Origin of the sequence: Aciduricibacillus chroicocephali (assembly GCF_030762805.1) — a bacterium.
GTDB classification, from domain to species: Bacteria; Bacillota; Bacilli; order Bacillales; family Amphibacillaceae; genus Aciduricibacillus; species Aciduricibacillus chroicocephali.
In genome coordinates, this window is sequence record NZ_CP129113.1 from 1,321,411 (window position 1) to 1,334,132 (window position 12,722).

12 protein-coding genes are annotated in these 12,722 nt (G+C 36.3%); 8 read left to right on the top strand and 4 right to left on the bottom strand.

The window, feature by feature from the left end:
• Positions 1 to 87: 87 nt before the first annotated feature.
• Both QR721_RS06870 and QR721_RS06875 read left to right on the top strand, forming a co-directional pair.
• A complete protein-coding gene (locus QR721_RS06870) occupies positions 88 to 987 on the top strand; it encodes an ABC transporter ATP-binding protein (RefSeq protein WP_348029702.1) in 900 nt (299 codons plus the stop codon).
• Positions 980 to 2,224, top strand: a complete 1,245-nt coding sequence (locus QR721_RS06875; RefSeq protein ID WP_348029703.1) for an ABC transporter permease — start codon at positions 980 to 982, stop codon at positions 2,222 to 2,224. Before QR721_RS06870 ends, QR721_RS06875 begins: the two co-directional genes overlap by 8 nt.
• An 89-nt stretch (positions 2,225 to 2,313) precedes the next feature.
• Here QR721_RS06875 and QR721_RS06880 read toward each other — a convergent pair whose 3' ends face one another.
• Positions 2,314 to 2,709, bottom strand: coding sequence for a MerR family transcriptional regulator (locus QR721_RS06880; protein ID WP_348029704.1), 396 nt, complete (start codon positions 2,707 to 2,709; stop codon positions 2,314 to 2,316).
• 218 nt (positions 2,710 to 2,927) lie between these two features.
• Between QR721_RS06880 and QR721_RS06885 the strand changes: the two genes are divergently transcribed.
• Positions 2,928 to 3,968 (top strand): NAD(P)-dependent alcohol dehydrogenase, encoded by a 1,041-nt coding sequence (locus tag QR721_RS06885; RefSeq protein WP_348029705.1) that lies wholly within the window; start codon positions 2,928 to 2,930, stop codon positions 3,966 to 3,968.
• 60 nt (positions 3,969 to 4,028) lie between these two features.
• Here the strand turns inward: QR721_RS06885 and QR721_RS06890 are convergent, their stop codons facing one another.
• Entirely contained in the window at positions 4,029 to 4,934 is a 906-nt protein-coding gene (locus QR721_RS06890) for a DMT family transporter (RefSeq protein ID WP_348029706.1), read from the bottom strand.
• A gap of 105 nt (positions 4,935 to 5,039) precedes the next feature.
• Here QR721_RS06890 and QR721_RS06895 point away from each other — a divergent pair, with 105 nt between their 5' ends.
• On the top strand, positions 5,040 to 5,963 hold the full coding sequence (locus tag QR721_RS06895; RefSeq protein WP_348029707.1) for an AraC family transcriptional regulator: 924 nt from the start codon (positions 5,040 to 5,042) through the stop codon (positions 5,961 to 5,963).
• 78 nt (positions 5,964 to 6,041) lie between these two features.
• Positions 6,042 to 6,470, top strand: a complete 429-nt coding sequence (locus QR721_RS06900; protein WP_431189524.1) for a cupin domain-containing protein — start codon at positions 6,042 to 6,044, stop codon at positions 6,468 to 6,470.
• Between the two features lie 101 nt (positions 6,471 to 6,571).
• On the opposite strand, the gene QR721_RS06905 is transcribed toward QR721_RS06900, so the two are convergent.
• Positions 6,572 to 7,009, bottom strand: coding sequence for a universal stress protein (locus QR721_RS06905; protein WP_348029709.1), 438 nt, complete (start codon positions 7,007 to 7,009; stop codon positions 6,572 to 6,574).
• A gap of 286 nt (positions 7,010 to 7,295) precedes the next feature.
• On the opposite strand from QR721_RS06905, the gene QR721_RS06910 reads away from it, so the two are divergent.
• The 3 genes from QR721_RS06910 (at position 7,296) to QR721_RS06920 (ending at position 9,876) form a co-directional block, all read left to right on the top strand.
• Positions 7,296 to 7,979, top strand: a complete 684-nt coding sequence (locus QR721_RS06910) for a serine/threonine protein kinase (protein WP_348029710.1) — start codon at positions 7,296 to 7,298, stop codon at positions 7,977 to 7,979.
• Positions 7,980 to 8,196: 217 nt separating this feature from the next.
• Positions 8,197 to 8,988, top strand: a complete 792-nt coding sequence (locus QR721_RS06915) for a C40 family peptidase (RefSeq protein WP_348029711.1) — start codon at positions 8,197 to 8,199, stop codon at positions 8,986 to 8,988.
• A gap of 585 nt (positions 8,989 to 9,573) precedes the next feature.
• Positions 9,574 to 9,876, top strand: coding sequence for a hypothetical protein (locus QR721_RS06920; protein ID WP_348029712.1), 303 nt, complete (start codon positions 9,574 to 9,576; stop codon positions 9,874 to 9,876).
• Positions 9,877 to 11,174: 1,298 nt separating this feature from the next.
• Here the strand turns inward: QR721_RS06920 and QR721_RS06925 are convergent.
• A complete protein-coding gene (locus tag QR721_RS06925; protein ID WP_348029713.1) occupies positions 11,175 to 12,707 on the bottom strand; it encodes an FAD-dependent oxidoreductase in 1,533 nt (510 codons plus the stop codon).
• Positions 12,708 to 12,722: the final 15 nt, after the last annotated feature.

The window sequence follows — 12,722 nt, forward strand, 5'->3', positions numbered from 1 at the left end:
AAATTTATTCATTTTAGTGTTTATTTTGAACTAATTGTATAGTAAGGTTTAACTATTCAGTTTATTCAAATGAAGGGAGAAGAGGTATTGACCTTAATATTGAATCACGTTACAAAACAATTCGGCAGCCATACAGCTGTGAATGATTTGAGTATCGAAATCCCCGAAAGAGAAATGTTTGGATTCCTTGGTGGAAATGGGGCTGGTAAGACTACAACATTCCGAATGATTCTTGGCCTGATTGATAAAACGGCTGGAAAGATTACTTGGAATGGTGAAAGCATTAGCTATAACAAAAGCCATTTAATCGGCTATTTGCCAGAAGAACGTGGCCTTTATCCAAAACTAAAAGTCAGAGATCAGCTGATTTATTTAGGTAAACTTCGAGGCATGAGCAAAGTAGATGCTCTTTTAGAACTTAAAAAGTGGCTTGAACGTTTTAAAATTCCCGAGTATTTGGATAAAAAAGTTGAAGAACTGTCAAAGGGCAACCAACAGAAAATTCAATTCATCTCCGCTGTCATACATAAACCTCAGCTGCTAATTCTGGATGAGCCCTTCAGTGGACTTGACCCAATTAACGTTGAGATGCTTAAGGAAGCCATTGTTGACTTAAAAGACAAAGGCACTTCCATAGTATTTTCCTCTCATCAAATGAGTCATGTAGAAGAGTTGTGCAGACATCTTTGCATTCTGCAAAAAGGCAGACCAGTAGTACAAGGCAACCTTCGGGATATTAAACAATCTTTCGGAAGGAAAAATCTGATTATACATGGCCAAGGTTCTTTTGAATCTCTAAAAAATCATCCTGGTGTAAACAAGTACAGGCCGGTTGCGGAGGGCTGCGAATTGCAGATTACAGATGAAAGTGTGTCACAAGAAATTTTTTCTGCTTTGCGCGATTTTCGTTTTATACGCAAGTTTGAACTTGAAGAGCCTACGTTGAATGATATCTTTATCGAAAAGGTAGGGGCTTCCTATGCATAAATTCTGGATAATTCTTACGCATACGTTCATTAACCGGATTAAGACGAAAACTTTTCTCATAAGTACAGTGCTTACCCTGGTGCTTATCGTTGGATTCGCCAATTTTAATAAAATTGCTGATTTGTTTTCTGGCAAAGAAGAAAAGATAGCTGTCCTCGATGGTACTGAACAGCTTTTCCCGCATTTAAAGAAGATTGCTGAACTGACGAACGACAGAATTAAACTTGTTTCCGCAGAAGGATCTGAAAAGAAATTAAAGAAGGATGTTTTGAACGGCGACTACGAAGCACTTGTAAAAGTTTCCTTTGATCAAAGGAATATGCCAAGAGCAGTCATATATAGTGAGAAAGCCGGAGATTCGAATTACAAAAATGCCATTATTCAAGGTCTGCAGCAAATTAAAGTTGATATGGCAACAGAGAAAACAGGTATAGACCAGGCTGTGATAAATGAGATTCAAACTCCTGTCCATGTTGAAAATATTGCTTTGGATGCAAATGCTAAGACTGAGCAGGAACTGAATCAGACTCGAGGCATTGTATATGCCATGCTATTTTTGCTTTATATGCTTGTAATAAATTACGGTATGATGATTGCTCAAGATGTAGCAAATGAAAAATCCTCACGAGTAATGGAAATTCTTATATCAAGCGTATCTCCCGTAACACATATGTTTGCAAAAATCGTAGGAATTGCACTTCTTGGTCTTACGCAAATTATTATATTTGCAGGTGTAGGGTACGCATTGGTTTCTGCAAAAGCAGGGGAAAAAGGAGGCATGTTCGAAGCCTTTGGTCTCCATGATATTTCTGTATCCATCTATATTTATGCAGTTGTTTTTTTCTTATTGGGATACTTGCTTTATGCAACACTTGCCGCAATGCTGGGATCGCTCGTAAGTCGAGTAGAAGATGTGCAACAGCTTATGACCCCAATGATTTTCCTCATCATGATTGCTTTTTTCATAGCCCTTTTCGGATTGGAGGCACCAGACGCAACATTCGTAACGGTAAGCTCATTCATTCCATTTTTTACCCCTATGATTATGTTCATGCGAATTGGAATGCTTGATATACCGTTATGGGAGACGATTTTGTCGCTTGGAATCCTTTGTGCAACAATTGTTCTCATTGCTGTAGTTGGAGCTCGAGTTTATAGAGGTGGCGTCCTTATGTATGGTAAATCAAGTTCTTTGAAGGATTTTAAAAAGGCAATTGCGTTATCTAAGAAAAATTAAGAAATGGACAATACCAAATTATAATAGCAAGGCTTGCTTTATTAAAAGCAAGCCTTTTTCTATTTGTAAAACCAATACTATTTCAATATCTATTTCCTTTTATGAATATTCTCCGTACCAACAGCATTCAATGCTGCCTCATAGTAAGAGCATTTCTGTTCAATAAGCTTCATAGCTTCTTCAAGTTCATTAAGCTGTGCTTGGACCGTTGCTTTTCTTTCCAGGAACATATCGTATCTTTCTTGCAAAGTGGAGTCACCCTCTGAACACCAGTCAATGAATGTCTTAATTTCCTTGATCGCCATGCCGGTAGATTTTAGACATTCAATTACTTTCAAAGCTTCAATATCCGTTTCCTTGAATACTCTAGTGCCGTTAGGTTTACGCTCTACAAATGGCATAAGCCCTTCCTTGTCATAATAGCGCAATGTATATACAGTAAGATTTAACTTACTAGCAGCTTCACTAATAGAGTAAGTCTTCATAATTATTGTTCCTCTCCAATTTTTACAACTTAATATAATGGATGGGATTTTAACATTAGAGTGTTTACATGTCAAAGTGTTGTATTGATGCATTGTAAATTGGTTATTCCAAGAGTCCAAGCTTGACCTAGAGTGAACTATAGGGTTTAAACTAGATTTTACAAGAGGAAGGAATAGGGGTCCTCTTGCATATTAATGATAGTTGGAGGGTTACATTCATGATAAAAGCTAAAGCAAGGGCAGTAGATGGTCCTGATAAACCTTTCCGAGTTGCAGAAATCAACCGACGTGATCTTGATGAATACGATATCTTGATGGAAATCAAGTATGCAGGTATATGTCATTCTGATATTCATACTGCTCATGGGGAATGGGGTCCTGTGAATTACCCGCTCGTGCCAGGTCATGAGATTGCTGGAATCGTCTCAGCAGTAGGGTCTAAAGTTACGAAATACAAAGTTGGTGACCGGGTAGGAGTAGGCTGCATGGTCGATTCTTGTGGCGAATGTGAGAATTGCCAAAAAGGTGAAGAACAATATTGCCTTAAAGGAAATATACCAACATATGCTGGTGTTGATAGATATGGAGAGCCTACTCAAGGAGGCTATTCTACTCATATTGTAGTAATTGAAGAATTTGTATTAAAAATACCTGATAATATTGAACTTGATAAAGCAGCACCATTGCTCTGTGCAGGAATTACAACATATTCACCATTGAAACATTGGAATGCAGGTCCAGGCAAGAAGGTTGCAATAGTAGGAATGGGCGGCCTAGGTCATATGGCTGTCCAAATCGCCCATGCATTAGGGGCAGAGGTTACTGTTCTATCGCAAACACTGAGTAAAAAGGAAGACGGTCTTCAATTGGGGGCAGATTATTACTATGCCACAAAAGACGAGGATACGTTTGAAAAGCTTACTGGACGCTTTGACTTAATTATCAATACCGTTAGCGCAAGTATTGATCTAAATGCATATTTAAGATTGTTGACTCTTGATGGAACACTAGTTAATGTAGGAGCTCCGTCAGAACCTCTGTCGCTACAAGTAATGAATTTGATTGGTCATCGCCGCTCCTTTGCGGGTTCACTAATTGGAGGCATTCGTGAAACACAAGAAATGCTGGATTTCTGTTCAAAACACACCATTGCTCCCAAAATTGAAGTTATTTCAGCCGACCAAATAGATGAAGCATATGAACGAGTATTGGCTTCTAATGTAAAATATCGTTTCGTTATTGATATTAGTACCATGTAAATATTAACAGCATAAAAGCATCACAGAATTAGCGCTAATTCTGTGATGCTTTATTTTTGATTAAGAAGCTTTTTTACCCAAAGCCAATATTACAATCATACCAATAATGCAAGCCATACCAAACCATTGAAACAGCCCAAAATGCTCCTTTAACCAAAATACCGTTGTCAGAACGGCTGCCAGTGGTTCCAAACTTCCTAAAAGGCTCGTTTCTTGAGGTGAAAGACTTTGAAGGCTTTCTATATAAAACCAGAAAGCAATCATCGTTCCAAATATGATAACAAAAATTATATAAAAATACGCTTTAGCTGGTAAATGCATGAAGTCCATTTGCCAAGGAGAATGAACAAAACTCAAACCAACACTGCCAATGATCATAGCCCAACCAACAATGACAAGGGAATCGTATTTCTTGAGAAGAGAAACGGCATATAACGTGTAAAAAGCTAATGCTATTCCGGATAATACACCACATATAATTGCATGTTTAGGTACTGAGAGTCCAGATATAGAACCGTTCGTTAAAATAAAGAAACAACCAGTTAAAGCAAGCGTAACCGTTAACAACTCATGTCTTGTTATCACGTTTCGCTTACGTAATATCAAGTAAATGATAATTATCACCGGTGAAAGATATTGTAATAGTGTCGCAACGGCTGCATTACCATATTTAATGGACGCCATATACGTATATTGGACTGCAAGCATACCAAAGAGTCCAAAAATAATCAGCTGGACAGCTGAGCATTTATTTTTCCAAACATCAAAAACTTTAGTTGAAATGCCTTTGAAAGATTGAACAAGCAAAAGTAGAATGCCTGCTATTAGCAAGCGCGTTGATACTAGCCAATTAACATCAATTTCGTATTGCTGAAAAAGTTTCTGTGCAACTGTACCACCAACACCCCAGAATGTTGCTCCAGTTATAACGAGAAATAAACCGCTTATTCTAGTACGTTTCTTCATCACTCAGTCTCCATATAAATATAATAATAATGCTATAATAAATGAAATCAGTAACTTAAAATACGTGAATTGAATAAGAAAATATAAGAATATTGAGGTGTTCGTTTGCAGATAAAGAACTTTAAAATTACTAAAGGTTTAAAAGAGCTGACCGAACATCGTACGGTTGAGTTACCTCTTGCATGTTATGAAACAAAAATCAGACATAATTCGATGGGTTATATTCCGCTCCATTGGCATGAAGAAGTTCAATTTGTTTGGATTTTTAGAGGAGAAGCTATATTTCAAATAGACGAAGATAAAGTAGCATTATGTGAAGGTGATGGTCTGTTCATAAATAGTGGCTGCTTGCACATGGCGGAAGAGAAGGAACAAACAGACTGTGTTTATATTTGTTTGAATGTTTCCCCGCGGTTTCTGCTGCCACAAGAACTTTTCAAGAAATATGTAGTGCCTTATATTCAAGCAACAAACTTACCTTATGTTTTTATAGATGCAAATGAAGCTTGGGGTAAGTACTTAATAGAAGCTATTTTAAAAATAAAACAGTTAATAGAGAAAAAGCCGGATTTCTTTGAGATTGGAATAACGATGCAGCTTACGGCAATTTGGAAGAACTTAATTTTCAATGCACTTCCACCTACATATATTCATACAGAAATGCTGAAAAGTCATCGAATGAAGCAAATGTTAAGCTGGATCCATCTTAATTATGCAGAGAAGGTATTATTAGAGGATATTGCAAAAGCAGGCGAACTAAGCAGAGCTGAATGCTGTCGTTACTTTAAAAGGATTTTGAAAACTTCGCCGTTAAATTATGTTAAGGATTACCGGATTCAAAGAAGTCTTGTTTTATTGCAACAGGAAGAGTTTAGTATAACTGATGTTGGATACAAGGTAGGCTTTAACAGTACTAGCTATTTTATAGAAAATTTCCGGAGGTCACTGAAGATGACACCGCTAGCATATAAAAAAAGTCTTGCTGAAAAACTTGCTAAAGAAACTGAACATACGTTTAGGCCGAATTAAATATATTTTTCTTGGTGATGAATTAGTCAACTGGTTTATTTTTTAAGCTACAAGGTAATAATTGTAAAGAATAGGAGGGTGTTTCAGTTGAGTATTGATTATAAAGATCATGGAAAAGAACCTTATGTATTGAATATTGAGGATGCGACAGTTGAAAACAGTAATTTTCGGACAACGATTTGGACAGGCGATAAAATTCAAGTAACATTAATGAGCATCGCTCCAAATGATGAGATTGGTCTGGAAATTCACCATGGCATCGAACAGTTTCTGAGGATTGAACAAGGTGAAGGCCTGTGCCAGATGGGTCCATCGGAAGATAATTTGAACTTTGAGCGAAAAGTATCGGCTGAGGACGTAATTCTTGTACCGGCAGATATGTGGCATAACGTAAAAAATACAGGCGATAAACCACTTAAGCTGTATTCAATTTACGGAGGACCTGATCATGTCAAAGGCACGGTGCATAAAACACATGAAGATGCAGAGAACGACCCGAACGAATAAAAACAAGCCAGACACCAAGGATATTCCGGTGTCTGGCTTTTAACATTTTGAATAAAAAAGGCAATTTTCAATGAATTCTTTTGATTGTTATTCCATCCGTATTAATGAACGATTAATACCGGACAATTTGCCAGTTGGGAGACCTTGTGACTAACACTGCCGAGTAACATTTCTTTTATGCCGCTTAAGCCACGGCTGCCGATAATAATCATCTCCTGATTTTTATCTTTAGCATATTGCAGAATCTGTTTAGCTGGATCACCTTGCAGAAAAACTTCCTCAGCAGTAATACCATTAGATTTTAACTGAGTATTATATTTACCAAGCATCCACATGCCACGCTCTTGCTCCTTTGAATTAAGCTCTTCCAAGTAAGTCTTCGTTACATACACTTCACCTGGTGTTAAAGGAAGAAATTCTCTCCCAACAAATAGAAGGGTAACAGTAGGGAAGCATGACTCAGCAATTCGCAGGGTTGTATTTAGTACAGATTGGCTCATTTCAGATTCATCAATAGCAACAAGAATATTTTTATACATAGTTTTCAACCTCCGTAGTATTTAAGAAACGGGGATTTCTATTTAAATACGTGAAGTACAATTCCCTTGCTAAAGGGTTCTGAAACGACCACCATTCCGGGGTTTAACATAATTTCACCAAGGATAAAAAATTTATAATATGAAGCAGATCTTCCAAAAGCAATTTAATAATTTTACTGATATTAATTTATTAAATGCTGCATATTATAACATTGGATACTTGTAAAGTTAATTAGTTATATTAGACTAGTAAAACGATATGAGATAATAAAAGGAGATGTAACTTTTGGAGGAGGAATCGGTCATTGCCGAGCGTCATTTACCCCCTATTTATATTTCATCGAATCCTAACAATCGAGCTGTTTCAATTCATGGATTTCCCAGTCATCTAAGATGTATCGGTATAGGGACCGATGCGGCTGTTTTTCAATCTATCGACCATCCGTCCCTAGTATATAAAGTTTACGCTAATGATAAAACAGAGAAAGTGGAAATAGAGGCAAAAGTTTATGAGTTATTAGGTGAATCAACCTATTTTTCAAGGTGTTTCGGTTATGAAGATAATTATCTTATTTTAAAATTTGAGGAAGGGATCACTCTGTATGATTGCTTACTTAAAGGTATACCTATCCCAAAACAGGTTATTGAAGATGTTGACCGAGCAAGGGAATATGCGCGTCAGAAAGGCTTAAATCCGCGTGATATCCATTTAAAAAATATACTGTTGCAAAATGGTAGGGCAAAACTCATCGATGTTTCGGAATATATTCAACCAGGTAATGATCTGAGATGGGAGCATTTGAAAAAAGGATATGATATATATTATCCTCTAATTAAGGGGAGACCATTGCCGCATTCAATAATAGAAACAATTCGAAATCGATATTATAATGAAAGTAAACAATCACTCGCTTTTGAAAGAATTATGGAGTATACTGCACGAATTTTAAAACGTTACGGGAATAGTTGAATGCTAAAATCTGCTAGAAAAAGGAATGCAATTACATAATTTGGATAATTAGTGCCAGGTCTAAGACAATTACAAGTTGTTTTTGGACCTGGCACTATTTTCTATGTCATATTTCTACATAATTTGTAGTCACTTTGAAATATGACTGTAAATTAATTATGTTAGGCTAGTAACTGTTGAAATTAATAAGTAGTTTACATAGAGGGAGTAATTTAAAATGAAGAAGACATATACTATAAGAAAAGGTGCTGTTATGGCATTGGTAGCAACTTCAATGATGTTCAGCCCAGTACTTACAGGCAGTGCGTTTGCACATGGTGCTGCACCAAGCGCACCTGTACAAAGCGCAGCTGGCATTGTCATTCCACAGGGTGCGCAGGGACAAGAAGTAGCAGATTTGCAGAAAAAGCTGAAGGATCATGGCTATAATTTGAAAGTTGATGGGATTTATGGCCCGATTACTCAGGAAAAAGTAATTGCTTTCCAATACGCTCAAGGCTGGAATGCCGATGGGATTGTCGATAAACCGACATTGAACGCTTTAAATCGAACTAATGCAAAAAGCTCAGATGTGGTTCAAACAAGTAAACCAGTACAAACGTCTGCGGCTAAGACTACAAATACAGCAGCAGCAAGTGATAATACAAATGATACAGTAGCCATAGCAAAGAGTCTCGTAGGCACTCCTTATGTATTCGGTGGGACAACTCCTGCTGGCTTTGATAGCAGTGGTTTTATAAACTATGTGTTCAGTCAGCAAGGAATCTCACTTGAGCGTACGCATGCTGGCATGTGGGAAAATAACGGAGTACATGTAAGCAAACCATCTGTCGGTGACGTTGTATTCTTTGAAAATACATATAAATCAGGTGTATCACACAGTGGTATCTACATTGGAAATAATCAAATGATTCATGCTGGTACAGAAGATACAGGTGTTGAAGTGACAACTCCAGAGCAATGGAAGTATTACTGGTCTAAACATTATATTGGTGCAAAAAGATTCTAGGTCCTTATTAAAGCCTGGTGTCAGTGCTAAGATCCAAACTTGTATTGGATCTTAGCACTATTTTATTGTGGCCGACCGAATTCGTAATAACCGGGTTTTATAATATATTAGAATTTAAATTACAATGGAAAACTATGAAAAGAAGATAAAGTTTATCTGTTAAAGGCCCTAAAGAAGAATTTTGAAAGGGTGGAGTATATGAAGATTATCTCGTTCGAGTGATTCAAAGTATGGGAAGAAAGTTATCCTTCACCAAAGATCTTTAAGCTAAAGCGAAGAGTAAGTGATTTTAAGAATAAAAAGGATGATAGTAAATGGTTTTGAATTGAGAATTAAAAAAAGACCTCTGCGTCTAGAGGTCTTTTTTTATGTTATAAGCAAAGTGAAAAACGAGTTTTTTCTTATATTGATACATAAAGAAATATCGTCATTCTTTTAGCGATTAATAGTGTACAACGCTAAAATTCGAGGTAAATTTCCTTTCTTTCGTCAGGTGAATTTCTCCTTTGGTAAGGAAACCTTCTCCTTTCGTTCTCAATGTTTACAATTATGTCATAATTTTAATGATGTCAAGGAGTGTTGTTAGTGAAAAGAGCTACAGAACGAATTTTAGAGAAAATGCCTAATCTTAAATGCTGTCTCTCTTCAGACCAAAATATGATTTTACAAAATGAGACCTTGTCGAAGTTAAATGAAATTGAACAAAGTTTTTTAAAGTTAGCTTGGTTCTTTGAGAATCCAACAGAGCAAAATTTCAATTTGGAGAGCATATATAAAAATTTAAAGAATGAATGGTTAAGCTTCTCTTTAGAACTAATTGTTTATTACTTCATGTATGATACACAATTAATGAAGGCGCTTTATATGGTTAAAGAGGATGATTTTTAAAATCAGAGTATCTTAATATTTTAAATGAAAATGACAACCCTGCAATCCTTCCAATATCCTCATATATGAATAAAGAAGGGTAATTACTGAACACAATCTAACATTCTGCCTCAAGATATGTCCAATATTATCGCAAATATATGAAAAAATTATGCAGGAAATCATGGAATCGTTATAATTCTTGGCGGTAACATTGGCATTCTGCTATAAGTTGGCATGATTTGATACAGACGTAACCTTTTATCAGGTGAGTAATTTGAAGCAGAAATAGAAACATTTCACCTTTGAAATAAGAGTTTAATTTATTGTTTTGAAATTTTCTAGCCTAAATTAAAAATGGTATGTTTCCAAAAAAATGTATAGAAATGCTAAGCAATTGGGCCATGAGAGCATTTATGCTTAAAATTCTGGCTAAGTAAAGTTATTTACAAAAGATGTGCGCGTTTATTGCTGTACCTCTTTTGTTAATCAAGAGATCTACGAAAGATAATAAACTAATTCTACGATGTTCATAGTCTGAATGTATTTCATAAGACAGTCAGAAAGAACCAGGTCATCAGGTCTTTTATTACACCAAAGCCGGCCAGCTAATAGTAATTAAGAAAGGCGCTGATAAGTACTGCTATCACTACAATGCGCACTGCAATGTTATCGTCATAAGGTTATACTGGGCTGCCACTATGATATGGAGACTGGCGTGTGCTACCTTGATTACTCTCTATTACAGCCCAGAACAAGACGTCTTCTAGTCGTTTGATCTGAAATCCTAAGTATGAAAGGGAAGTGTTTCATTGTACTTGGTTTAACTTTATCATTAATCAGTATGTATTGAATGAAACGACGGACAATAGGCTTAGTAATACTATTTATTTTAAGGGAACATTTGTTTGTAATTTGGAAGACTTTGAATTACAGATCCAATGCATATTTTTTTTCAGTATTAACTGAGTAGTTTTTGTCAATGTAAAGCAAAAAGTCATCAAGTATTATTTGAAGCTCCATAACGTAACCCCCGAACCATAACTTTTTCGGAGAGGGGAGGTTATCGTTCGTTCAGTTAAATTATGTTTCCTTGGAAATAAAAAAGAGCCTATAAAGTCTAAGTTCTAAATAGCGTTTATTATAGCGACTTAGTGAGAAGTCCCCTAAAGGATCGTTTTTGATTTTAGTTTACATAATATATATTATCGGTATTAAATATAAAAACATCCCATAAGTCAAGTATTCTTTTGATATTGAGATATTCAAGAAAAAATAAACAGCCATCTTAAATGACTGCTTACTTTATAGTATAGTTATTATTCAGTTTCTGGTTTATATCTTTTAAGTGGCTGCACCGCAGGACCTTCGAGAACTTCTCCAGTATATGAGAATCTGGATCCATGGCATGGACAATCCCATGATTTTTCTCCAGAATTCCAATTTACTTCGCATCCTAAATGCGTACAAGTTGTATCTACCAAATATAATTCGCCATTATCATCTTTATATGCACCGACGCGCTGACCATTCATTTGGGTAATTGCAGCTTCATCTGATTCCAATTCATTTACATGCTGATTATGGAAGTCTAATTTGCCCTTAATTAAATGCTTTGCGACATCAAGATTATAACTCATCGTATTTTTTATCGTATTGCCTTTTATAGACCTTCCAGGATTATACAGGTCTTTGTATGGTGACTCTTTTTTTAGGATTAAATTTGTCATTAATTGGGCAGCGATTGTACCTTGTGTCATACCCCATTTTGCATAACCTGTTGCAACCATGATCTGTTGCTTGCCTTCAGTAATCCGACCAATATATGGGATTTTATCAACAGTCACAGGATCTTGCGCAGACCAACGGTATATTGTTTCTCCTGCGTTAAAAGTATCTTCAGCATATTCCTGCAATGTTTCGAAATGTTGAAGCTCAGGATCGCCTTGGCCAGTTTTGTGGCCATCTCCGCCAATAAGCCATAATTCTCCATGCTCATCATCTTTCATATAACGTATCGATCTCGTCGGTTGTTCCGCGCTAATATACATGCCTCCGGGATACTTGTTAGGATTTGTTACTGCGTTGACATATGATCTCTGTGGCTCCATTCTCGCAAAATATAGTCCTTGTTTATCCCAGAAAGGAAAATGTGAAGCGATAATAATAAAATCACATTTGATTTCTTTTTTATTACGTAAAATTACACACGGGCGATCATCAGGTTTAATATCTTCAGCTGGCGAAGCCTCATATATTCTTGCTCCTGAATTTTGTGCTTGCTCAGCTAATGCATGAATATATTTAACAGGATGGAATTGAGCTTGGTCTGACATTTTCAATGCAGAAATCATTGGAATTTCAAGAGGAATTTCATTGACCATTTCACCATTAATACCTAGCTTTTTATATGCATCGGCTTCTTTTTCTAATTGTTCCAGCTGTTTTTTTTCATTTGTGTATACATAAGCATCATGTTTCTCATAATTACAATCGATGTTATGTTCTTTAACGAGTCGTTCAATCAAGCTCATTGCTTCAACATTTGCTTGATAATACAGCTTAGCTTCATTTTCACTTGTATTGTTAATTAAAGTGTCATAGATCAATCCATGCTGGGCACTAATCTTAGCTGTTGTATGTCCTGTAGTTCCACCGCATATTCGATCGGCTTCTACAAGTACTGTATTGACTCCTGATTTAGCAAGGAGATAGGCTGCTGTTACACCAGTAATCCCTCCACCTACAATTGCAACAGTTGCTTCAATCGATTCATTTAATGGAGGATAATTGGTTCCGGCATTTTTAAGCCATGCGGATTTACTTTCTTCAGGTAAATTACTTTTCGTCATATGGGGCACTCTCCT